Annotated in this window: 22 protein-coding genes; 2 read left to right on the forward strand and 20 right to left on the reverse strand. The window is 70.0% G+C overall.

Annotation, left to right across the window (positions count from 1 at the left end; genetic code table 11):
• Nucleotides 1-59 precede the first annotated feature (59 nt).
• The gene (locus tag C1A17_RS03495; RefSeq protein WP_101650746.1) at nucleotides 60-1,103 is read left to right on the forward strand and encodes a pirin family protein; all 1,044 of its coding nucleotides are present in this window, start codon (nucleotides 60-62) and stop codon (nucleotides 1,101-1,103) included.
• Entirely contained in the window at nucleotides 1,100-1,438 is a 339-nt protein-coding gene (locus tag C1A17_RS03500; protein ID WP_101650751.1) for a GNAT family N-acetyltransferase, read from the forward strand. Before C1A17_RS03495 ends, C1A17_RS03500 begins: the two co-directional genes overlap by 4 nt.
• A gap of 53 nt (nucleotides 1,439-1,491) precedes the next feature.
• Here the strand turns inward: C1A17_RS03500 and C1A17_RS03505 are convergent, their stop codons facing one another.
• The 20 genes from C1A17_RS03505 to C1A17_RS03600 form a co-directional block, all read right to left on the reverse strand.
• On the reverse strand, nucleotides 1,492-2,445 hold the full coding sequence (locus C1A17_RS03505; protein WP_101650754.1) for a hypothetical protein: 954 nt from the start codon (nucleotides 2,443-2,445) through the stop codon (nucleotides 1,492-1,494).
• Between the two features lie 294 nt (nucleotides 2,446-2,739).
• Entirely contained in the window at nucleotides 2,740-4,044 is a 1,305-nt protein-coding gene (gene murA / locus C1A17_RS03510; protein WP_101650756.1) for a UDP-N-acetylglucosamine 1-carboxyvinyltransferase, read from the reverse strand.
• Complete coding sequence (locus C1A17_RS03515) at nucleotides 4,044-4,508, reverse strand: DUF2550 domain-containing protein (protein WP_101650758.1); 465 nt, start codon at nucleotides 4,506-4,508, stop codon at nucleotides 4,044-4,046. Before C1A17_RS03515 ends, murA begins: the two co-directional genes overlap by 1 nt.
• Nucleotides 4,509-4,529: 21 nt before the next feature.
• Nucleotides 4,530-4,787 (reverse strand): F0F1 ATP synthase subunit epsilon, encoded by a 258-nt coding sequence (locus C1A17_RS03520; RefSeq protein ID WP_101650760.1) that lies wholly within the window; start codon nucleotides 4,785-4,787, stop codon nucleotides 4,530-4,532.
• Nucleotides 4,788-4,793: 6 nt separating this feature from the next.
• Nucleotides 4,794-6,248, reverse strand: a complete 1,455-nt coding sequence (atpD, locus tag C1A17_RS03525; protein ID WP_101650762.1) for a F0F1 ATP synthase subunit beta — start codon at nucleotides 6,246-6,248, stop codon at nucleotides 4,794-4,796.
• A gap of 35 nt (nucleotides 6,249-6,283) precedes the next feature.
• Nucleotides 6,284-7,231, reverse strand: a complete 948-nt coding sequence (locus tag C1A17_RS03530) for a F0F1 ATP synthase subunit gamma (RefSeq protein ID WP_101650763.1) — start codon at nucleotides 7,229-7,231, stop codon at nucleotides 6,284-6,286.
• A gap of 38 nt (nucleotides 7,232-7,269) precedes the next feature.
• Nucleotides 7,270-8,928, reverse strand: a complete 1,659-nt coding sequence (atpA, locus tag C1A17_RS03535; RefSeq protein ID WP_101650765.1) for a F0F1 ATP synthase subunit alpha — start codon at nucleotides 8,926-8,928, stop codon at nucleotides 7,270-7,272.
• Between the two features lie 101 nt (nucleotides 8,929-9,029).
• Nucleotides 9,030-9,836 (reverse strand): F0F1 ATP synthase subunit delta, encoded by an 807-nt coding sequence (locus C1A17_RS03540; RefSeq protein WP_101650767.1) that lies wholly within the window; start codon nucleotides 9,834-9,836, stop codon nucleotides 9,030-9,032.
• Entirely contained in the window at nucleotides 9,836-10,396 is a 561-nt protein-coding gene (locus C1A17_RS03545; RefSeq protein ID WP_101650768.1) for a F0F1 ATP synthase subunit B, read from the reverse strand. Before C1A17_RS03545 ends, C1A17_RS03540 begins: the two co-directional genes overlap by 1 nt.
• Before the next feature lie 21 nt (nucleotides 10,397-10,417).
• On the reverse strand, nucleotides 10,418-10,651 hold the full coding sequence (gene atpE / locus C1A17_RS03550) for an ATP synthase F0 subunit C (RefSeq protein WP_101650769.1): 234 nt from the start codon (nucleotides 10,649-10,651) through the stop codon (nucleotides 10,418-10,420).
• An 84-nt stretch (nucleotides 10,652-10,735) separates the two neighbouring features.
• A complete protein-coding gene (atpB, locus tag C1A17_RS03555) occupies nucleotides 10,736-11,527 on the reverse strand; it encodes a F0F1 ATP synthase subunit A (protein ID WP_101650771.1) in 792 nt (263 codons plus the stop codon).
• 257 nt (nucleotides 11,528-11,784) lie between these two features.
• The gene (locus tag C1A17_RS03560) at nucleotides 11,785-12,216 is read right to left on the reverse strand and encodes a Cg1360 family ATP-synthase-associated protein (protein ID WP_245873406.1); all 432 of its coding nucleotides are present in this window, start codon (nucleotides 12,214-12,216) and stop codon (nucleotides 11,785-11,787) included.
• Complete coding sequence (locus C1A17_RS03565; protein ID WP_101650774.1) at nucleotides 12,213-13,319, reverse strand: MraY family glycosyltransferase; 1,107 nt, start codon at nucleotides 13,317-13,319, stop codon at nucleotides 12,213-12,215. The genes C1A17_RS03560 and C1A17_RS03565 overlap by 4 nt, the downstream gene beginning before the upstream one ends.
• Nucleotides 13,320-13,970, reverse strand: a complete 651-nt coding sequence (locus C1A17_RS03570) for an L-threonylcarbamoyladenylate synthase (RefSeq protein ID WP_101650776.1) — start codon at nucleotides 13,968-13,970, stop codon at nucleotides 13,320-13,322.
• Nucleotides 13,970-14,854 carry a peptide chain release factor N(5)-glutamine methyltransferase gene (gene prmC, locus C1A17_RS03575; RefSeq protein WP_101650779.1) on the reverse strand — a complete coding sequence of 295 codons (885 nt, stop codon included), beginning with the start codon at nucleotides 14,852-14,854 and terminating at the stop codon, nucleotides 13,970-13,972. The genes C1A17_RS03570 and prmC overlap by 1 nt, the downstream gene beginning before the upstream one ends.
• A gap of 4 nt (nucleotides 14,855-14,858) precedes the next feature.
• Entirely contained in the window at nucleotides 14,859-15,953 is a 1,095-nt protein-coding gene (prfA, locus tag C1A17_RS03580) for a peptide chain release factor 1 (protein WP_101650781.1), read from the reverse strand.
• Nucleotides 15,954-15,956: 3 nt separating this feature from the next.
• A complete protein-coding gene (gene rho / locus C1A17_RS03585) occupies nucleotides 15,957-17,951 on the reverse strand; it encodes a transcription termination factor Rho (RefSeq protein ID WP_245873407.1) in 1,995 nt (664 codons plus the stop codon).
• Nucleotides 17,952-18,216: 265 nt separating this feature from the next.
• Nucleotides 18,217-19,197: a homoserine kinase gene (thrB, locus tag C1A17_RS03590; protein ID WP_101650786.1), complete on the reverse strand. Its 981-nt coding sequence runs from the start codon at nucleotides 19,195-19,197 to the stop codon at nucleotides 18,217-18,219.
• A complete protein-coding gene (gene thrC / locus C1A17_RS03595; protein WP_101650788.1) occupies nucleotides 19,197-20,285 on the reverse strand; it encodes a threonine synthase in 1,089 nt (362 codons plus the stop codon). The genes thrB and thrC overlap by 1 nt, the downstream gene beginning before the upstream one ends.
• A 44-nt stretch (nucleotides 20,286-20,329) precedes the next feature.
• Nucleotides 20,330-21,640 (reverse strand): homoserine dehydrogenase, encoded by a 1,311-nt coding sequence (locus C1A17_RS03600; RefSeq protein WP_101650789.1) that lies wholly within the window; start codon nucleotides 21,638-21,640, stop codon nucleotides 20,330-20,332.
• Between the last annotated feature and the right edge of the window lie 7 nt (nucleotides 21,641-21,647).

Raw genomic sequence — 21,647 nt, forward strand, 5'->3', positions numbered from 1 at the left:
CCCTGCGCGGCGACCGCCCGCACCGTGACCCGCACCGCGACGAGATCGAGGAGACGACCATGACGAACCCGGAGATCGACCCCGCCGAGTACGAGTGCGCGCACGTCGAATGCGCCGAGGCCATCGACATCATCACCGCCCGCGAGGTCCCCCTCGGAGGCCTCCGGGCGATGACGGTGCGGCGCACGCTCCCCCAGCGCAAGCGCTCCCTCATCGGCCCGTGGTGCTTCGTCGACCACTTCGGTCCCGACGACGTCGCGGCGACCGGCGGGATGCAGGTCGCGCGCCACCCCCACACCGGGCTCGCGACGGTCACCCTGCTGTTCCACGGGGAGATCGAGCACATCGACTCGACGGGGTTCTCCAACGTCGTCCGCCCCGGCGAGGTCAACCTCATGATCGCCGGCTCGGGGATCTCGCACTCGGAGTTCTCGTCCGACACCACGGAGAGGCTCCACGGGGTGCAGCTCTGGTATGCGCTGCCCGACGCCCTCCGCAGCGGGATGGCGGAGTCCCAGCACTTCGTGCCGACCTGGGCCGAGGTGCCCGGCGGTCGCGTGCTCATCTACCTCGGCAGGATTGCAGGCCAGGTCTCCCCGGTCGAGACCCGGGTCGCCGCGCACGCCGCCGAGGTCGTCGTCGACCCCGGGCAGACCGTCGAGATCGCGCTCGACCCGGAGGACGAGCACGGGGTGCTCCTCGACTCCGGTGAGCTCTCCCTCAGCGCGGGCGACCACGAGCAGACGCTCGGCACGGATGAGCTCGCCTACCTCCCGCCGGGCGCACCTGCGCTCCGGCTCACCGCCGGGGCCGAGGCGCCCGTGCGGGCGATCCTCGTCGGCGGCCGGCCCTTCGGCGAGTCGATCGTCATGTGGTGGAACTTCATCGGGCGGTCCCATGACGAGATCGTCGCCTTCCGCCGCGCGTGGCAGGCCGAGATCGGCCGCGACGAAGCGCCCGCGCAGGACGCACCCGCGGACGCCGGAGCGCTCGACGACGGTGTCGACGGACCGCGGTTCGGCGACTTCCCCGACGACCAGCCGGATCCGATCCCGGCACCCCCGCTCCCCCGTGTCCGCATCAAGCCGAGGAGGCAGTCATGAGCGATCCCGCGATCGAAGTCACCGAGAACCGGTCGGAGCACCGCTACGACATCACCGTCGACGGCGAGCAGGCGGGGTTCTCCGCCTACCGCGACGTCGAATCCCGGTCGGGGTCGGCTGACCAGCGAATCCTCTACCACACGGTCGTCGAGGACTCGTTCGAGGGCCGCGGGCTCGCCTCGCAGCTCACCCGGGGTGCGATCGAGCAGGCCGTGGCCCAGGGCTACCGCATCGTCCCGCTGTGCCCCTACGTCAAGAGCTGGGTGCAGAAGCACACGGAGTACGCCGACAGCATCGACGCGGTCACCCCCGACCACCTCGCCCTCTTCTCCTGACAGATCGCAATTTCCGAAGGTTTCTGAGAGCGGATCCGCACGTTTCTGCAATCTCAGATCCAGGATCCGGAGCCGCTGTTCGCGGTAATGATCCCGGGCGCGGGCATGCCCAGCGCAGCGGCGACGAGCGCCACGACGTCCGCCTCCCGCATGGACTTCGTCACCCGGATCAGCCTCCATCCCTCGGATTCGTACGCCTGGCGGCGCTCGATGTCGATCGCCCACTGGCGGGCATCGGTCCGGTGGTGCTCCCCATCGTACTCGATCGCGATCTTCTGCTCGACGTAGCCGAGGTCCGGGTGGATGACCCTGCCGAGGGCCTGGACGAAGACCGGAGGGTGGACCACGGGCTCCGGGAGACCGTGATCGACGAGGAGCAGACGCAGCGAGGACTCCCGCGGCGAATCGACGCCCGGGTGCGCCCGCTCGAGGGCGGCGAGGAAGGTTGCCCTGCCGCGGTACCGGACCGGGGCCTCGGCGACGGCTCTCAACGACTCGACGGTGGCGCTCGGTTCCCCGTGCCACCCGCCGAGCAGGCAGTCCAGTGCGACCGTCATGTCCGCGACGGTGAGCATCCCGGCGATCTGCCGGAGCGTCTGGTCGCGGGCGACGAGGCGCAGGTCCCAGGCCGTGTCGACGTCGAGCATCTCGGCCGAATGTCCCCGGACGCCCCTGCGGCGCACCGGCACGACGCCGATCGCCGAGGTCACGTGGATGTGACGGAGGTGCTCGTTCGGGATCGCCATGCCGTGGAGCACTGCAGCCGACGTGTGGCTGGCGGCGCAGTCGGGTCGGATGAACTGCAGACCGAGCTGCCGCAGGTGGACGGACTTCCACTCCTCGTCCGCCCAGTCCGGGATCTCGATCGTCTTCCGCCACTCGGGATGCTCCCTGACCCCGTGGTGCGGCGCGGCCACGGGACCTCGGCTGGTGACGGCGAAGGAGGACAGGTCGTAGGCATCGTGGTCGTCGGGATGGAGGAACAGCGGAATGCGATGTGTGGCCATGCCCGCACGCTAGGCATCCGCCGAGGCGCCTGCCAGGCAGCCGGTGCGCCTGTGGACGGGGAGTGCCCGAGGCCGTCGCCTGTGACCTTGGGACGTGCTCGGACGGTGAGTGCCCGCAGGCCGAGCGTCGCGCGATGCACCGTGAATCCCTAGCCGGAGACGGAGCCGGAAACGGGCCACCGCACCACCGAGGCGCCCGAGGAGGGCCCGCCGGGCTCACCAACCCGCGCGGGGGCGGTTTGAGATTGCGATTTCCTGCGGATCCGCTCTCAGGAACCTTCGGAAATTGAGGTCTCACGGGCGGTCGAAGTCGAGGAGGTCGGGCTTCTCCACCCGCTCGACCTGCGCACCGAGCGCCTGGAGCTTCTCGACGAAGTACTCGTATCCGCGGTCGATGTGATCCACCCCGGACACCTGGGTGATGCCGTGCGCGGCGAGCCCGGCGAGCACGAGTCCCGCGCCGGCCCGGATGTCAGAGGCCTCGACCTCGGCGCCCGAGAGCTGCTCGACGCCGGTGATGAGGGCATGATTGCCGTCGATCGACACCTCGGCCCCGAGGCGCGCGAGCTCGTTGACGAACCGCCAGCGGGCCTCGAAGAGGTTCTCGGTGAGCAGGCCCACTCCGTCGGCGACCGCGTTGAGCGCGATGACGAAGGGCTGCAGGTCGGTGGGGAAACCGGGGAACGGCAGGGTCGCGACCCGGATGCTGTGCGGACGTGCGGCACCCCGCACGCGGAACGCGCCGCCGGGGTTGTCCGTCGGCGTCTCCGTGACCTCGGCCCCGGCGTCGCGGAGCTTGTCCACGACGATCGGGAGGAGGTCGAGCGAGACGCCCTCGACGGTGACGTCCCCCGCGGTGATCGCGGCGGCGAAGGCCCAGGTCCCGGCGACGATCCGGTCGCCCACGCAGCGGTGGTCGACCGGCGAGAGCCGCTCCACCCCGTCGATCGTCAGGGTCGAGGTCCCGATCCCGCCGATCCGCGCGCCCATCGCCTCGAGCATGCGGCAGATGTCGACGATCTCGGGTTCGCGGGCGGCGTTCTCGATGACGGTCCGGCCGGTGGCCAGCGTGGCCGCCATGAGGAGGTTCTCGGTCGCCCCGACCGAGGGGAACGCGAGGTGGATCTCCGCGCCGCGCAGGCCGTCCGGCGCCTCGGCGATGAAGTACCCGTGGTCGAGGTGCACCGTCGCGCCGAGCTGCTCGAGGCCGGCCTTGTGGAGGTCGAGGCCGCGGGAGCCGATCGCATCCCCGCCGGGCAGCGCCACGTGGGCGGCGTGCAGCCGACCGGTGAGCGGGCCGAGCACCGAGATCGAGGCGCGCATCGCCCGCACGAGCTCGTAGTCGGCCTGGATGCCGGTCTGCTCGGGGACGTCGATCTCGACGGTCCCGGCGGCGGCGTCGTAGGCGATCCCGCAGCCGAGGCGCTGGAGCAGCTCGCACATGATCGACACGTCGAGGATGCGCGGCACATTGGTGATGCGCGAGCGCCCCGGGGCGAGCAGCGTCGCCGCCATGAGCTTGAGGACGCTGTTCTTCGCCCCGCGCACCTCGACGGTGCCGTCGAGCACTGCGGGGCCGCGCACGGACAAGACCTGCATCAGGTGAAACGTCCCATCGTGAGATTGGATCCGGGAGGCGCTGACTCGAGCCAGGAGGAGAACGCGGACAGCGCCTCGGTGTCGAGGGCCAGCAGGACGTCGTGCGGGTCTCCCCCGTGGACGCCGTACCGGCACGTGATGATCTGGGCGTCCGGCAGCACGGCGTGCTGCTCGTTCGCATCGGGCTGCTGCCGGTCGGTGATCTCGAGGTCCGAGCGCGGGAGCTCGAAGACCGGACGACGACCGAGGCTGAAGACCGGGTACCACTCGAGAGCGGTCACGGTGAAGACGCCCACGCCCAGACGCCAGCGTGGGCGACGGGATCCGTCGCCCACGCGGGTCGAGCAGTCGAACGCACCCGACAGCCTGGCGAGGGACCTCCGGCGCATGGTGAACAGCGCCACGAGGAGGATCGCCAGCCCTACCGATGAGAGCAGAACAATCAGTAGGGTCGAAGGGTTCACGTCTGACAGTGTAGACGAAGCTCAGACGAGCTCGGCCTGATCGGCGACGACAGTCACCCGATCGTTCTCCACGGAGAGGAAGCCGCCCTCGGCATTCGCCGTGAGGTGCTCCCCGTCCGCGGTGACGATCCGGACCTGGCCGTCGGCCACGATGCCCAGGACGGGCTCGTGGCCGGGCAGGATCCCGATCTCGCCCTCGGTGGTCTTGGCGATCACGCGCTTGGCCTCACCGGACCAGACGGCGTGCTCGGCGGCCACCACAGTGACGTTGAGGCTCATCGGGGATCAGCCCTTCTTCTGCAGCTCGTCGTAGTTCCGGAGCACGTCGTCGATCGCGCCGACGTTGAAGAAGGCCTGCTCCGGGATGTGGTCGAAGTCGCCGTTGCAGATGCCGCGGAAGCCCTCGATGGTGTCCTTGATCGACACGGTCGATCCCTCGACACCGGTGAACTGCAGAGCGGTGTAGGTGTTCTGCGAGAGGAACTGCTCGATCCGGCGCGCACGGTGCACGGTGAGCTTGTCCTCCTCCGAGAGCTCGTCCACACCGAGGATCGCGATGATGTCCTGCAGCTCCTTGTTCTTCTGGAGGATCTGCTTGACCTCGGTCGCGACGTCGTAGTGGTCCTGGCCCACGTACAGCGGGTCGAGGATGCGCGAGGACGAGGCGAGCGGGTCCACGGCCGGGTACAGACCGCGCGAGGCGATGTCACGGCTGAGCTCGGTCGTCGCGTCGAGGTGCGCGAACGTCGTCGCGGGTGCCGGGTCGGTGTAGTCGTCGGCCGGCACGTAGATCGCCTGCATCGAGGTGATCGAGTTGCCGCGGGTCGAGGTGATGCGCTCCTGGAGCACACCCATCTCGTCGGCCAGGGTGGGCTGGTAGCCCACGGCGGACGGCATGCGGCCGAGCAGCGTGGAGACCTCGGAGCCGGCCTGGGTGAAGCGGAAGATGTTGTCGATGAAGAGCAGCACGTCCTGGTTCTGCACGTCGCGGAAGTACTCCGCCATCGTCAGACCGGTGAGCGCCACGCGCAGGCGGGTGCCCGGCGGCTCGTCCATCTGGCCGAACACGAGCGCGGTCTTGTCGAGCACGCCCGACTCGTCCATCTCGAAGATCAGGTCGTTGCCCTCACGGGTGCGCTCGCCGACACCGGCGAACACCGACACACCGCCGTGGTCCTGGGCCACACGGGTGATCATCTCCTGGATGAGCACGGTCTTGCCCACGCCCGCGCCGCCGAACAGGCCGATCTTTCCGCCGAGGACGTACGGGGTGAGGAGGTCGATGACCTTGATGCCGGTCTCGAACATCTGGGTCTTCGACTCGAGCTGGTCGAAGTTCGGCGCGCTGCGGTGGATCGGCCAGCGCTCGGTGATCTCGTAGGGCTCATCGATCATCGAGCCGTTGAGCACGTCACCGGTGACGTTGAAGACCTTGCCCTTGGTGACGTCGCCCACGGGAACGGTGATCGGCGACCCGGAGTCGACGACCTCCTGGCCGCGCACGAGGCCGTCGGTGGGCTGGAGGGAGATCGCGCGGACGATGCCGTTGCCGAGCTGGAGCTCGACCTCGAGCGTCACCTTGCGGGTGCCCTCGGACAGCGTGACCTCGGTGGTCAGCGCGTTGTAGATGGCCGGCACGGAGTCGAGCGGGAACTCGACGTCCACGACGGGGCCGATGACGCGGGAGATCCGGCCAACGGTCCCCTGGGCCTGGGGGGTTTCCGTAACTGTGGCAGTCATGGTCTTCTTTCTTCTCTGCTCTCGTAGGTGACCGGTCACTCGCCGCCGGAGGCCGCGAGGGCGTCGGCACCGCCGACGATCTCAGTGAGTTCCTGAGTGATCTCGGCCTGGCGGGCCGTGTTGGCCAGCCGGGTGTAGGTCTTGATGAGTTCGTCGGCGTTGTCCACGGCGGTGTTCATCGCCTGCTGGCGCGCCGCCTGCTCCGCCGCCGAGGCGTTGAGCAGCGCGGCGAGGATCCGCGAGTCGATGTAGCGCGGGAGGAGGGCGTCGAGCACTTCCTCCGCGCTCGGCTCGAACTCGTAGAGCGGGAACACCTGATCCTGCTCGAAGCTCGGCGCGGTGAGCTCGGTGTCCGCCTGCGGAACGCTCGAGTCGTCCTCCGCCTCGACGACCTCGAGCGGGATGAGGCGCCGGTACTCCGGCTCCCGGGCGATGCTCGAGATGAAGCGGGTGTAGACGAGGAAGATCTCGTCGACGCCGCCGTCCTCGACATCGGTGAGGAACGAGGACACCAGGGTCTCGCCGATCTCCCGCGCGTGCGCGGCCTCCGGGGACTCGGAGAACCTGGTCCACGCCTGCGCGAGCTCGCGCTCGCGGAACGTGTAGTAGGTCTCCGCCTTCCGACCCACCGTGTAGAGGGCGACCTGCTTGCCCTCGTCGGTGAGCATCCGGATGAGCTCCTCGGCCTCGCGGATGACGTTCGCCGAGTAGGCGCCGGCGAACCCGCGGTCGGGACCGATCACGAGGACCGCGGCGCGCTTGGCGTCGACCGGCTCCGTGGTGAGCGTGTGATCGACGTTCGACTGCGTGGCGACGGCGGACACGGCGCGGGTCAGGGCGTTCGCGTACGGGCTCGCGGCCTGCACCCGGCCGATCGCCTTCTGGATGCGGGACGCAGCGATGAGCTCCATGGCCTTGAAGATCTTCCGCAAGGACTTCGTGGAGTTGATCTTCGCCTTGAAGACCCTCTGCTGGGCTCCCATCAGATGTTCCTTTCGCTAACGAGCGTCATCGGATCCGGTCAGGCCTTCTTCGCGGACGAGCCGCGCGACTGCTTGACGATCTTCTCCTGCTGGACCTCGTCCTCGTCCGCGGAGTCGAACTCCTCGGAACCGGCGTGGACGCCCGCGCCCTCGGTCGGCTGGAAGCCGGCCTTGAACTCGGAGATCTCCGACTCGAGCTCGCCGATGATCTCACCGGAGAGCTTGTCCTTGAGGTCGCGGATGGTGTCGAGCAGCGAGGTGCGGCGCTCGAGGTGCTCGTGGAACTCCGACTCGAACCGGAGCACGTCCTCGACCGGGACGTCGTCGAGGTGGCCCTCGGAACCGGCCCAGATCGACACCGTCTGCTTCTCCGCGGGCATCGGGGAGAACTGGTTCTGCTTGAGCAGCTCGGTGAGGCGGGCGCCGCGGGCCAGCTGCTGCTTGGTCGCCGGATCGAGATCCGAGGCGAACATCGCGAAGGCCTCGAGCGAGCGGTACTGCGCGAGCGAGATCTTCAGCGTGCCGGACACACCGCGCAGCGGCTTGGTCTGGGCCGAGCCGCCGACGCGCGACACCGAGATGCCGACGTCGACCGCGGGACGCTGGTTCGAGTTGAACAGGTCCGACTGGAGGAAGATCTGGCCGTCGGTGATCGAGATGACGTTGGTCGGGATGAACGCTCCGACGTCGTTGGCCTTGGTCTCGATGATCGGCAGACCGGTCATCGAGCCGCCGCCCATCTCGTCCGAGAGCTTCGCACAGCGCTCGAGGAGCCGGGAGTGGAGGTAGAAGACGTCACCCGGGTAGGCCTCGCGGCCCGGCGGGCGGCGGAGGAGCAGGGAGATCGCACGGTAGGCCTCGGCCTGCTTCGACAGGTCGTCGAACACGATGAGGACGTGCTTGCCCTCGTACATCCAGTGCTGGCCGATGGCGGAGCCGGCGTAGGGGGCGAGGTACTTGAAGCCCGCCGGGTCCGAGGCCGGGGAGGCGACGATCGTCGTGTACTCGAGAGCACCCGACTCCTCGAGGCTGCGACGCACGGAAGCGATCGTCGAGCCCTTCTGGCCGCAGGCGACGTAGATGCAGCGGACCTGCTTCTTCGGGTCGCCGGACTCCCAGTTGGCCTTCTGGTTGATGATCGTGTCGAGAGCGATCGCGGTCTTGCCGGTCTTGCGGTCGCCGATGATGAGCTGACGCTGTCCGCGACCGATCGGGATCATCGCGTCGATGGCCTTGAGACCGGTCTGCAGCGGCTCCTTGACCTCCTTGCGATCCATGACGCCGGCGGCCTGGAGCTCGAGCTCGCGGCGGCCGGAGGCGGCGATCTCGCCGAGTCCGTCGATCGGGTTGCCGAGCGGGTCGACCACGCGACCGAGGTAGCCGTCACCGACCGGGATCGAGAGGACCTCGCCGGTGCGGTAGACGTTCTGCTCCTCGGCGATGCCCTCGAAGTCGCCGAGGACGACGGCGCCGATCTCGCGCTCGTCGAGGTTCTGGGCGAGACCGAGGGTGCCGTCCTCGAACCGGAGGAGCTCGTTCGCCATCACGCTGGGCAGGCCCGACACGCTGGCGATGCCGTCACCCGCGGTGATGACCTTGCCGACCTCGGTCTTGTCTCCACCCTGCGGGTTGTACGATTCGACGAACTTCCCCAGGGCGTCCCGGATCTCCTCCGGGCGAATTGTCAGTTCCGCCATCTGGTTTCCCTGCTTCCTTTTGTTCGAGAGCGTCCCCGAGGTGGTCGGGTGGACCGCTCCATACCGTGTAAATGTGCCCGGTGTGCGCGGGCGGATAGGTGTCAGCCGGCGAGCCGGCGACGGGCGTCTGCGAGACGATCGGAGATCGTCGAATTCATCACCTCATCGCCGACCTGCACGCGCACTCCGCCGACGACCTCGGGATCGACGTGCACGTTGAGGACGAGCTCCCTGCCGTACGAGGCGGACAGAGCGGCCGTGAGGCGCTCCTGCTGCTCGGGGCTCATGGGCTGGGCGACGGTGACCTCGGCGACGGAGCGCCGCTGACGCGCGGCGAGCACCTCGGAATAGGTGTCCAGCGTCTCCGAGACCCGCATCCCGCGCGGGTGCGCGGCGGCCTGGGAGACGAGGCGGACGGTGTCGGCAGAGGCCTTGGCGTCGAGCAGGTCGCCCACCAGCGCGCGCTTGGATTCCGCGGGCGCCGGGGAGGAGAATGCCCACCCGAGCTCGTGATCGGACTCCAGCAGCCGGCTGAATCGGAACAGCTCCTCCTCGACCTCGCCCAGGCGTCCGTCCGACTGCGCCCCGGCCGCGACGGCGGTGACGCCGGCGACCTCGAGCGCGGTGACGTAGTCCTGCGCGCGGGCCCAGTGCCGGGCCGCGGCGTCGAGGGCGATCTCGAGCGACCGGGCGTCGACGGAGTCGGCGAAGAGCGCCTGCAGCACTCCGCGCTTGCGCTCGGGCTCGATCGCGGAGTCCGCCATGGCACGGCGGAGCCGGGAGTTCTCCGCGAGCACGGAGACGATCCCGAGCAGTCCGTCGGCCAGTGCGGTCCCCGACTGCGATCCGAGGGCCGCTTCGAGGTCCTGCAGCGTCCGGGCGAGGGAGTTCCTGCTCGACTGGAGCATCAGTACTCCTTCACCGGCTGGGCAGCGGGGGTCTGGGCCTCGAGGTCGGCGATGAAGCGGTCGACGACGTTCGCCGCGCGGCGATCGTCCTGCAGGCTCTCGCCCACGATGCGCGAGGCGAGATCCGTGGCGATGCCGCCGACCTCACCGCGCAGCGAGACCATGGCGGCCTGCCGCTCGGCTTCGATCTGCGCCTTCGCCTGCGCGATGATGCGCTCGGCCTCGTCGTTCGCGTTCTGCTTCATCTCAGCCAGGATCTGAGCGCCCTCTTCCTGGGCCTCGGCGCGGAGCCGGGCGGCTTCCGCACGGCCGTCGGCGAGCTGCTTCTGGTAGTCGGCGAGGGCCTGATCGGCCTCCGCCTGCACCCGCTCGGCCTTCTCGATGCCGCCTTCGATGGCCTGTGCCCGCTCGTCCAGGATGGTCCTGAACTTGGGGAGCACGAGCTTCCAGAAGGCGAGGAAGATGATGGCGAAGCAGACCGCCGACCAGATGATGTCATAGGTCGCCGGCAGCAGGGGGTTGGCTGTCTCACCTGCTGCAAGCACTGAAATCGGGGTCATGTGATCGCTCTGCTTCCTGTATCAGGCGCCGAAGATGAAGTGGGCGGCAACGCCGAGGAACGCCAGGAGCTCGACGAACGCGATACCGAGGAACATGGTGGTGCGCAGCTGACCGGAGACCTCCGGCTGGCGCGCCATGCCCTCGACGGTCTTGCCGACGAGAATGCCGATGCCGATACCCGGGCCGATGGCCGAGAGGCCGTAGCCGACGGTCGAGATGCTGCCGGAGACCTCGGCGAGAATGGTGGTGTCCACGTGGGTTTTTCCTTCCGATTTCTTCAGGCCGACTGGTGGGTCGGCCTTGTTCCTAGCCGTTGATTGACAGGTTCATGGGCCGGCTCAGTGGTCGTGCGACACGCTGAGCTGGATGTAGGCGGCGGTGAGCAGCGCGAAGATGTAGGCCTGCAGGATCGCGACCAGGATCTCGAACAGCGTGAAGGCGAATCCGCCGATGAGCGTGAGGGCGCCGAACGCCGCCCAGGCACCGCCGAGCTCGACGATGAAGAACTGGGTGGCGGCGAAGCACAGCACGAGCAGGAGGTGACCGACGAGCATGTTGAACGTCAGTCGGAGGGTGAGGCTGAGCGGGCGGGCGACGAAGGTCGAGACGAGCTCGATCGGGGTGACGAGGATGTACATCGCCTTGGGCACGCCGGCCGGGAAGAGCTGGCTCTTGAGGTACTGGCCGCCGCCCTGCGCCTTGATGCCGGCGCCGATCATCACGACATAGGCGACGAGCGCCATGACGAGCGGCATGCCGATGTTCGCGTTCGACGAGATGTTGAGGAACGGGATGATGCCGGTGATGTTGAGGGCGAAGACCGACAGGAAGATCACCGCGATGAGCGGGAAGAAGCGGTCGCCGTCCTTCTTGCCGAGCATGTCGTACGCGATGCCCTTGCGGATGAAGTCGAGGACCATCTCCGCGATCGACTGTCCGCGGCCCGGGATGAGGGTGGGCTTGCGCAGCAGCCACACGAAGAGGAGCACGAGCACGAGGCTGACGAGGATCCGGATGAGCATGATCCGGTTGAGCTCGAACGGAGTACCTGCGAACAGCACTGCCGGGGGGTAGAACTCCTCGAGGCCGGGGGCGTGGAATCCGCCGCTTCCGGAGGCCGCGAGAAGCATTGTCGGCGACAAGGCAGCTGGAGTGAACAGGGCTGGCTCCTGACGAGTCGGCGGGGCGAACCGGACACCCGATCGACCACCGTTGACGAACACTGACGGGCGCTCTCCCCGGTCCCGGAAGGAGTTGGGGAGATGAAGAGCTGCGCCTGCGGAATCGGCTCGGGGAGCATTCAGGCACTCCACCGCGATTCCACAGACACTCTACCAACCGCGACGGAGCGTCACCAAACCGGGGGGGCGACCCTGGGCCGGGCCGCTCAGCGGCGCGGGGACCCCGGCTGCGGGTCGATGATCGGCAGACGGGCGCGCTGCACCGTGACGACGTCGACGATGAGGGAGGCGAAGGCGGCGACCGCGAGTGTGACGAAGAGCACCCAGGGATCGTAGAAATCGAGGTTCCGCAGACTCGCGGTGAGCGCGATGAGGCCAGCGACCTTGAGGAGGAAGCCGCCGAGGACGGCGCCGGCCATGACCACCGGGGACGAATCCGCGGTGAGGAGCATGAGCACGGCGGTGATCGCGAAGAACACGAAAGCGGTGGCGGCGCCGATGAGCGCCCCCCAGACCCCGGGCATCCCGGCGACGAAGTACCCCACCGCGGTGGCGAGGACGGCGATGACGAGGGTGATGAGCAGTCCGCGCACGATGATGCCGCGCATGATGGTCCGGACGGTGTCGTGGGCAGTCACAGTTCCTCCTTGGCCCGCAGGCGGACGCGCAGCGGGTAGAACGTCAGGATGAGGGTCGCGGCGATCGCGAGGACGAGCACGGTGATCACCGCGCCGGGGTCGAGCATGAGGAACGAGACCGTTCCGAAGGCGAAGATCGCCGTCCACAGGTAGAGGAGGAGGACGGCGCGGGCGTGCGAATGACCGAGCTTGAGCATGCGGTGGTGGAGGTGCTTGGCGTCGGCGGAGAAGGGCGACTTGCCGGCGAGCATCCGGCGCACCACCGCGAGCATGAGGTCGAGCAGCGGGAGGAACATCACCGCGATCGGCAGCAGGATCGGGAGGAACGTCGGCAGGACCCGCTCCCGGCCGAGCAGGGCGGGGTCGACCTGGCCGGTGACGCGGATGGTCGACGCGGCGAGCAGCAGGCCGATGAGCATGGAGCCGGAGTCCCCCATGAAGATCCGGGCGGGATTGAAGTTGTGCGGGAGGAAGCCGAGGCAGGCGCCGACGAGCACCGAGATGATGAGCGAGGCGAGGTTGGCGTAGGAGTCCGGGCTCGTGTCGACGGCGAGCCCGTAGGAGTAGATGAAGAACGCCACGCCGCCGATCGTCACCACCCCGGCGGCCAGCCCGTCGAGGCCGTCGACGAAGTTCACCGCGTTGATCGTCACGAGCACGACGAGCACGGTGATGATCACCGACATCCGGGGCGAGCCGATGATGACCTCGTTGAACGGGATCGACAGCATCGCCACCCCGTTGAGCGCCATGAACCCCGCGGCGAGCGTCTGGCCGGCGAGCTTGGCGATCCAGTGGAGATCCCAGATGTCGTCGATGACGCCGAGCAGGCACAGCATCGCGGCCGCGCCGGCGATGCCGATGATCGGTGCGGGCTGGGTGAAGAGCTCCTCGAGGAAGGGCGTCTGGGAGGCGAACAGGAGGCCCACCATGACCCCGGCGAAGATCGCCACTCCCCCGAGGCGGGGCGTGGGCACGGAGTGGACGTCGCGCTCGCGCAGGGGTGAGAAGATCAGCCCGCGCTCGGCGATGCGCCGCACCATGGGGGTGACGAGGTAGGCGGTGATCGCGGAGATCACCAGGATGAAGAGGTACGCGCGCACTCAGCCGCCCGCATCCGCCAGATCGTCGACGACCGCGACGAGCTCCGCGTGGCTCACCGGCCCGGGGCGCACGATCCGCGGCGGGGTCGAGGTCATGTCGACGATGGTCGACGACCGCCCCCCGATGACCAGGCCGCCGTCGAGGTAGATGTCGACCGCGTCGCCGAGCATCGACCGCGCCTGGTCGACGGTCGTCGCCGCCGGGGACCCGGAGGTGTTCGCGCTCGACACCGCGAGCGGACCGGTGACGGTGAGGAGCTCGCGGATGCGCTCGTCGTCGGGCATCCGGATCGCAACGGTTCCGTGGGTGTCGCCGAGGTCCCAGTCGAGGAAGGGCTGGGCGGTGCAGATGATCGTCAGCGGGCCCGGCCAGAAGCGCTTGGTGAGCATGAGCACACGTTCGTCGGCGATCTCGGTGAGCCCCATGAGCGCCTCGGGGCGGCCGACGAGCACCGGCGGCGGCATGTCGCGGCCGCGGCCCTTCGCGGCGAGCAGCCGGGCCACGCCGTCCTTCGAGAAGGCATCGGCGGCGACGCCGTACACGGTGTCGGTGGGGATCACGAGCAGCCCGTGGGCGCGCACGACCCGCGCGCACTCCTCGAAGACGAGGTCGCGGACGTCGTCGTTGCGGACGTCGAAGGTGCGCGACATCAGCTCTCCTCCGGTCGTGCGGCTGTCGAACAGCGGTCCCTGCCAGTGTAGTCCGGGCAGGTCCGCGCGGCGCCGAGGCCGTGGGCGGCCATGGCGGCGCGCACCGCCGCCCCCTGGGTCTCGTCGTGCTCGAGGACGAGGGCGCCGCCCGGCCGGAGCACCTGCGCGGCGACGGCGATGACGACCGCGGGGAGGTCCATCCCGTCGTCTCCCCCGCCGTAGAGCGCGACCTCCGGGTCGTGCCGGGCCACCTCGGGGTCGGCGTGCATCCGGTCGGCGGGCACATAGGGCGGGTTGGACACGACGACGTCGAACCGGCCGAGCGCGGGCAGGTCCCGGACATCGGCGGCGACGAGCGTGCAGCGGCTGCCCGCGGCCGCGAGCGCGCCGCCGAGGGCGGTGAGATTGGTGCGCGCCCACCGGAGCGCCTGCTCGTCCTTCTCGACGGCGACGACCTCGCTGCCGGGCGCCTCGGTCGCGATCGCGAGGGCGAGCGCGCCGGAGCCGGTGCACAGGTCGAGGACCCGCGGGGCGGGGTTGCCGCTCACCGCGCGGAGCACGGCGTCGACGAGCAGCTCGGTCTCCGGCCGCGGGGTGAAGACCCCGGGTCCCACACTGAGGTCGAGATGACGGAACGGCGCGGTGCCGACGATGTGCTGGAGCGGGACGCGGCGGGCGCGGGCGGCGAGGGCGGAGTCGAGGCGGGCGGCCACCTCGGCGGGAACCGCGGTGCCGCGCAGCGCATGCATCCCGAGATCGCGGGGTTCGCAGTCCCAGGCGTGGGCGAGCAGGAGCCGCGCATCCGCCTCCGGGGAGGGGACGCCGGCGCGCGCGAGCCGGGCGGCCGCGCCGGAGAGGACCGCACCGACGGGAGCTTCGGACACCGTCTCAGCCGATCTCGTCGAGGCGTCGGGCGCGGTCGGCGGCGCGGGAGGACTCGACGACGGGATCGAGCTGGCCGTCGAGGACCTGGTCGAGATTGTGCGCCTTGTACCCGGTCCGGTGATCGGCGATCCGGTTCTCCGGGAAGTTGTACGTGCGGATGCGCTCGGAGCGGTCGACGGTGCGCACCTGCGCGCGGCGCTCGTCATTGGCCGCGGCGGCGGCCTCCTCGGCGCGCTGCGCGAGGATCCGGGCGCGGAGCATCCGCATCGCGGCCTCCCGGTTCTGCAGCTGCGACTTCTCGTTCTGGCAGCTCGCGACGATCCCCGTGGGCACGTGGGTGATCCGGACGGCGGAATCGGTGGTGTTCACCGACTGGCCGCCCGGCCCGGAGGAGCGGAATACGTCGATCCGGAGGTCGGAGTCGGCGATCTCGACCTCGTCGGGCTCGTCGACCTCGGGGAACACGAGCACGCCCGCGGCCGAGGTGTGGATCCGGCCCTGCGACTCCGTCACCGGCACGCGCTGGACCCGGTGGACCCCGCCCTCGAAGCGGACCCAGCCGTACACTCCCCCGGCCGTCGACTTCACGGCGAGCGTGACGTCCTTGCAACCGCCGAGGTCGGAGTCGGTCCGGTCGAGGATCTCCGTCGACCAGCCGCGCGACTCCGCCCAGCGCTGGTACATCCGGAGCAGATCCGCGGCGAACAGCGCGGACTCCTCGCCGCCCTCACCCGCCCGGATCTCGATGAGCGCGTCCCGCACGTCGTCGGGATCGCGGGGGACGAGCAGATCACGCAGCCGGTCGCCGAGCTCGGCGCTCCGGGCCCGCAGCTCCTCGGCCTCGGCGGCGAAGCCGGGGTCCTCGGCGGCGAGCTCGGCCGCCGCCTCGAGATCCGCGGCGGTCTCCTCGAGCTCCCGCCAGCAGGTCGCGACGCGGTCGAGCTCCGCATAGCGGCGGGGGAGCCGGCGCGCCTGCCCCGGGTTCTGGTGGACGGCCGGATCCGCGAGCTCCTGCTCGACGCGCGCGTGCTCGTCGAGCAGGGCCCGCACCGACTGGGTGATCGATTCGATGTCCGCGCCGGAGTGCCCTGCGCTCATCGATCAGTACTCGTCGGCGGCGGACTTCGGCAGCGGAGTGGTCTTCTGCACCTGCATGAGGAACTCCGCGTTCGAGCCGGTCTCCTTGAGCTTGGAGAGCAGGAGCTCGAGGGCCTGCTGCTGCTCGAGGCCGGAGAGCACCCGCCGCAGCTTCCACATGACCTTGGTCTCCTCGGGGCTCATGAGGTTCTCCTCGCGGCGGGTGCCGGAGGAGTTGACGTCCACGGCCGGGTAGATGCGCTTGTCCGCGAGGTTGCGGCTCAGGCGCAGCTCCATGTTGCCGGTGCCCTTGAACTCCTCGAAGATCACCTCGTCCATCCGCGAGCCGGTCTCGACGAGCGCGGTCGCGAGGATGGTGAGCGAACCGCCGCCCTCGATGTTGCGCGCCGCGCCGAAGAACTTCTTGGGCGGGTAGAGCGCATTCGCGTCGACGCCGCCGGACAGGATGCGTCCGGAGGCCGGCTGGGCGAGGTTGTAGGCGCGTCCGAGGCGGGTGATGTTGTCGAGGAGCACGACGACGTCCTGGCCCATCTCGACGAGGCGCTTGGCCCGCTCGATCGCGAGCTCGGCGATCGTCGTGTGATCGTCGGCCGGACGGTCGAAGGTCGAGGCGATGACCTCGCCCTGGACCGCGCGCTCCATGTCGGTGACCTCCTCGGGACGCTCGTCGACGAGGACGACCATGAGGTGCACGGAGGGGTTGTTCGCCGTGATCGCATTCGCGATCTGCTGCATGATCATCGTCTTGCCCGCCTTGGGCGGTGCGACGATGAGTCCGCGCTGTCCCTTGCCGATCGGCGACACGAGGTCGATGATGCGGCCGGAGATCTGCTTCGAGGTGGTCTCCATCCGCAGGCGCTCCTGCGGGTAGAGCGGGGTGAGCTTGGAGAACTCGACGCGACGCTTCGCGTCCTCGACGCTCAGCCCGTTGACGGAGTCGAGGCGCACGAGCGCATCGAACTTCTCGCGCTTGCCGGAGCGCTCGCCCTCGCGGGACTGGCGGATCGCGCCGACGATCGCGTCGCCCTTGCGCAGGCCGTTCCGCTTGACCATGTTCGCCGAGACGTACACGTCGTTGGGGCCGGGGAGGTAGCCGGTGGTGCGGAGGAACGCGTAGTTGTCGTGGACGTCGAGGATGCCGCCGACGGGGATGAGCACGTCGTCGGGCCGGAGCTCCGGCTCGTCGAAGTCGTTGCGGCCGCGGCGCTTGCGGTCGCGCCCGCGGTTGCGGCCGCGGCGGTCGCCGTCGCGGTCGTTCCGGTTGTCGCCGCGGTCGCGTCCCCGGCCGCCGCGATCATTGCGGTCATTGCCGTTGCTGCGGTCGTTCCGGTTCTCGTTCCGGTCTCGGTTGTCGTTGCCGCCCCGGTCGTTACGGTCGTTGTCGCCGCGATCGTTGCGATCGTCGCCGTTGCCGTTGCCGCGATCGTTCCGGTCGCCGCGGTTGTCGCCGCCGCGCTCGCTCCGGCTGTCGTTCCGGTCGCGGTTGTTGTCGTTCCGGTCGTTGCGGTTGTCGTTGCCGCCGCGATCCTTCCGATCGTTGCCGCGGTTGTCGTTCCGGTTCTCGGCGCGGTCTCCCCCGCGTCCGCCGCGCTCCTGCGACTCGGATCCCGAACCGGGCTCCCGGTCGTCCCGGCGCTGCTGCTCGGCGGCAGGCGCCTCGGCGGCCTGCTGCTCGCCGGCACCGCGTCCGCGGCGCGAGCGCTGCTGGGCCTCGTCCGACTTCTCCGCGGCATCTCCCTGGGCGGGTGCGGCGGGAGCGGATTCGGCGGCGGGTGCATCGGCGGCACGTCCGCGGCCGGCAGACCGGCGGGCGGGAGCCGGAGCCGAGCCCTGGGCGCCGCTGCCGGCGGCGTTGATGGCCTCGATGAGGTCGCTCTTGCGGAGGCGGCGGTATCCCTTGATACCGAGACCCGCCGCCATCTCCTGGAGCTGGGGCAGCCGCAGGGCGGTGAGGCTTCCCGAGCGGGCGGCGGTTTCGGTGTTCGTGGTCTCTGTCACGAAGGTTCCTTCTCCCTCGTTCGGCTGCAGCGAAGAAAGATCGTGGATCCTGCAGCGATGGACGGCACGCATGAGAGTGCGTGCTCTGTAGTGGAGTACCCTGAAGAACTCAGACGCGGTACGAAGAATGTTCCCAGCGAATCCGATTCGGTGACGGTGCCGATCCGAGCGGATCCGACAGCTCACGCGTTCTCGTGTGGGAACGCCTCCAGCCTACACTTCGTCGTTCCCGAGCGCGAATCCGACCCGCCGCCCCGAGAGGCGCTCAGACGGCGCCGTCGACCGTCGTCACCGCACCCATCGGCGCGATCCGGGTGTCGATGATCCGCGCGTCGTCGCCGCCGAGCTCCGCCCGCACGCGCGCACCGAGGTCGGCACCGGTCCCGAGCACCGCGATCGTCGGACCCGCACCGGACACGACCGCCGCGAGGCCGGCCGCCCGGAGCGCATCGATCCGCTCGAGCGAGGCACTCATCGCGGGTCGCCGGTAGTTCTGGTGGAGGCGGTCGACCGTCGCCTCGAGGAGCAGGCTCGGGTCGGTGGAGATCGCGTGCACGAAGAGGCCCGCCACCGCCGAGTTCGCCGCGGCCTCGGCGTGGGGAACCACCTCGGGCAGCAGGGCCCGGGCGACAGCCGTGTCGAGTCGGGTGTCCGGCACGACGAGGACGACGCGCACGTCGTCGGCCACCGGCAGGGACACCGAGCGCGCCGCGCCGCCGAGGTCGGTGAAGCTGATCGACACGCCGCCGAAGAGCGCGGGCGCCGCGTTGTCCGGGTGCCCCTCGTAGCGGGTCGCCCAGGCGAGCCGGTTCGCCGCGGTCTCCCCCGGCAGCCCGGCCGCGCGGGCGAGCGCGTCGGCGACGGCGATCCCCGCGACCACGGCCGAGGCCGAGGAGCCCATCCCCCGCGACTGCGGGATGACGTTCCGGCACTCGAGCGAGAGCCGGCCGGCGAGGTCGATGCCGCGGGCGGCGAGGATCTCGCTCGCCACCCGGTGCGCGAGGTGCGAAGCATCGCGGGGCAGGTCGTCGGCGCCCTCCCCGATCACCGTCACGCAGGCGGCGGGGTCCACCGCCTCGGCGGAGACCCGGGCGCGGACGGCGTCGCGGATGTCGAGCGCCATGCCGAAGCTGTCGTATCCGGCTCCGAGGTTCGCCGAGGTCGCCGGCACCTCGACGAGCACGTCGAGGCCGGCCGGGGCGACGGTATCGGAGACGGTCCGGTCGACGGGTGTGCCGGTGGGCATCAACCCTCCTCGAGACCGAGCGCGCGGGCGGCGGACACCGCGTCGACGGACACGCGGGTGGGCTCGAGCGAGGAGCCGTCGGCGGTGCGGATCGCCCACTGCGGATCCTTGAGCCCGTGACCGGTGACGGTGCACACGATCGTCGCCCCGGCCGGCACCCTGCCGGCGTCGGACTGCTTGAGGAGTCCGGCGATCGACGCGGCGGAACCGGGCTCGACGAAGATCCCCTCGGTCGAGGACAGCAGCCGGTGCGCGGCGAGGATCTCGTCGTCGGTCACCGCGTCGATGATGCCGCCGGACTCGTCGCGGGCCTCGATCGCCTGCTCCCAGGACGCCGGGTTGCCGATCCGGATCGCGGTGGCGACGGTCTCCGGGGCGTCGACCGGATGACCGAGCACGAGCGGGGCGGCGCCCGCGGCCTGGAAGCCCCACATCTGCGGGCGCGAGTCCGACAGGCCCGCCTCCGCGTACTCGCGGTAGCCCTTCCAGTACGCGGTGATGTTGCCGGCGTTGCCGACCGGCAGGATGTGGATGTCCGGTGCCTTCCCCAGTCGGTCGACGACCTCGAAGGAGGCGGTCTTCTGCCCCTCGATCCGGTCGGGATTCACCGAGTTGACGAGGTGCACCGGGTAGGCCTCGGAGAGCTTGCGGCACAGCGTGAGGCAGTCGTCGAAGTTCCCGTCGATCTCGAGCAGCTCGGCGCCGTGGGCGACCGCCTGGCTCATCTTGCCCACCGAGATCTTGCCGGCGGGGACGAGCACCGCGCAGGTCAGCCCCGCCTTCGTCGCATAGGCCGCGGCCGAGGCAGAGGTGTTGCCGGTCGACGCGCAGATCACGGCCTTGGCCCCGTACTCGACGGCCTTGGAGATCGCCATCGTCATCCCGCGGTCCTTGAAGGAGCCGGTCGGGTTCATCCCCTCGTACTTGACCCACACCTCGGCTCCGGTGCGCTCCGACAGTCCGGCGGCGGGGATGAGCGGCGTCCCGCCCTCGCCCAGGGTGACGGCGGCGGTGGTGTCGGCGATGTCGAGGTGCGGGCGGTACTCCTCGATGACTCCCTGCCACTGGTGGCGGTGACGAACGTTCATGGGATTCCTTCCTGCGGGGTGCCGGGTGCGGCGGGTCGGCGGTCTCAGTGGCCTTCGATGCGCAGCACCGAGGACACGGCGTTGACGACATCGAGCTCGGCGAGCCGGTCGACGGTGCGCCGCAGTGCGGCGTCGGTGCCGGAGTGGGTCGCGATGACGAGCTTGGCGCGCTGCTCGGTGCCCTCCGGCTCGCCCTCGACCTGGGTCTGCTGCACGAGCTCGATCGAGACCTGCTCCTCGGCGAACACCTCGGTGACGCGGGAGAGCACGCCCGGGCGGTCGAACACGTCGAGCGTGATCTGGTAGCGGGTGGTGATCGCGGAGATCGGCAGCACCGCGCGGCGGGCGGTGACCGCGCGCTCGTACTGGCCGCGTCCGCCGAGCACCTTGCGCCGGGCGACGGACACGACGTCGCCGAGCACCGCCGAGGCGGTCGGCGCCCCGCCGGCTCCCTGGCCGTAGAACATCAGCTCGCCGGCGGCCTCGGCCTCGACGAAGACCGCGTTGAACGCCCCGCCGACGCCGGACAGCACGTGGTCGCGCGGGAGCAGCGCGGGGTACACGCGGGCGGACACGCCCGGACCCTCGGGCGAGTCCGCGAGCTCCTCGCAGATCGCGAGGAGCTTGATGGTGAATCCCTGCGCGCGGGCGGTCTCGATCATGTCGGCGGTGACGCCGGTGATGCCCTCGACGTCGACGTCGTCGATGGTGACCGGGGTGTGGAAGGCGATCGCGGCGAGGATCGCGGCCTTGGCGGCGGCGTCGTGGCCGCCGACGTCGGCCGTCGGGTCGGCCTCGGCGAACCCGAGCGCCTGCGCGGTGCGGAGCGCAGTGTCGAAGTCCCAGCCCTCGGAGTCCATCTGATCGAGGATGTAGTTCGTCGTGCCGTTGACGATGCCCATGACGCGGGTGATCCGATCGCCCGCGAGGGAGTCGCCGACCGGGCGGATGATCGGGATCGCCCCGGCGACGGCGGCCTCGTGCTCGAGGCGCACCTCGGCGGCGTCCGCTGCCTGCATGAGCTCGCCGTAGGAGGCGGCGAGGAGGGCCTTGTTCGCGGTGACGACCGAGGCGCCGGACCCGAGGGCGGTGAGGATGAGCTCGCGTGCGGGATCGATCCCTCCCATGAGCTCGATGACGATGTCGGCACCGTCGATCGCGGCCTGCGCGTCGGTGGTGAGCAGGTCCGCGGGGATGCCGGGGCGCTCCTTGGCGGAGTCGCGGACCGCGACCCCGGTGAGCTCGAGGCGGGCTCCGATGCGCTGGGCGAGATCGTCCCCGTTCTCGAGGATCCGGCGGGCGACCTCGGTGCCGACGACACCGCATCCGAGCATGGCGACGCGCAGTGACTTCATGGGGTTC

It is taken from the genome of Brevibacterium ihuae, assembly GCF_900184225.1.
Lineage (GTDB): Bacteria > Actinomycetota > Actinomycetes > Actinomycetales > Brevibacteriaceae > Brevibacterium > Brevibacterium ihuae.

What these genes read in the sequence shown, in the direction of transcription:
- C1A17_RS03495 (WP_101650746.1), top strand. Translation starts at nt 60, where the DNA reads ATGACGAACCCGGAGATCGACCCCGCCGAGTACGAGTGCGCGCACGTC.
- C1A17_RS03500 (WP_101650751.1), top strand. Translation starts at nt 1,100, where the DNA reads ATGAGCGATCCCGCGATCGAAGTCACCGAGAACCGGTCGGAGCACCGC.
- C1A17_RS03505 (WP_101650754.1), bottom strand. Translation starts at nt 2,445, where the DNA reads ATGGCCACACATCGCATTCCGCTGTTCCTCCATCCCGACGACCACGAT.
- murA (WP_101650756.1), bottom strand. Translation starts at nt 4,044, where the DNA reads ATGCAGGTCTTGTCCGTGCGCGGCCCCGCAGTGCTCGACGGCACCGTC.
- C1A17_RS03520 (WP_101650760.1), bottom strand. Translation starts at nt 4,787, where the DNA reads ATGAGCCTCAACGTCACTGTGGTGGCCGCCGAGCACGCCGTCTGGTCC.
- atpD (WP_101650762.1), bottom strand. Translation starts at nt 6,248, where the DNA reads ATGACTGCCACAGTTACGGAAACCCCCCAGGCCCAGGGGACCGTTGGC.
- C1A17_RS03530 (WP_101650763.1), bottom strand. Translation starts at nt 7,231, where the DNA reads ATGGGAGCCCAGCAGAGGGTCTTCAAGGCGAAGATCAACTCCACGAAG.
- atpA (WP_101650765.1), bottom strand. Translation starts at nt 8,928, where the DNA reads ATGGCGGAACTGACAATTCGCCCGGAGGAGATCCGGGACGCCCTGGGG.
- C1A17_RS03540 (WP_101650767.1), bottom strand. Translation starts at nt 9,836, where the DNA reads ATGCTCCAGTCGAGCAGGAACTCCCTCGCCCGGACGCTGCAGGACCTC.
- C1A17_RS03545 (WP_101650768.1), bottom strand. Translation starts at nt 10,396, where the DNA reads ATGACCCCGATTTCAGTGCTTGCAGCAGGTGAGACAGCCAACCCCCTG.
- atpB (WP_101650771.1), bottom strand. Translation starts at nt 11,527, where the DNA reads ATGCTTCTCGCGGCCTCCGGAAGCGGCGGATTCCACGCCCCCGGCCTC.
- C1A17_RS03570 (WP_101650776.1), bottom strand. Translation starts at nt 13,970, where the DNA reads ATGTCGCGCACCTTCGACGTCCGCAACGACGACGTCCGCGACCTCGTC.
- prfA (WP_101650781.1), bottom strand. Translation starts at nt 15,953, where the DNA reads ATGAGCGCAGGGCACTCCGGCGCGGACATCGAATCGATCACCCAGTCG.
- thrB (WP_101650786.1), bottom strand. Translation starts at nt 19,197, where the DNA reads ATGCCCACCGGCACACCCGTCGACCGGACCGTCTCCGATACCGTCGCC.
- thrC (WP_101650788.1), bottom strand. Translation starts at nt 20,285, where the DNA reads ATGAACGTTCGTCACCGCCACCAGTGGCAGGGAGTCATCGAGGAGTAC.
- C1A17_RS03600 (WP_101650789.1), bottom strand. Translation starts at nt 21,640, where the DNA reads ATGAAGTCACTGCGCGTCGCCATGCTCGGATGCGGTGTCGTCGGCACC.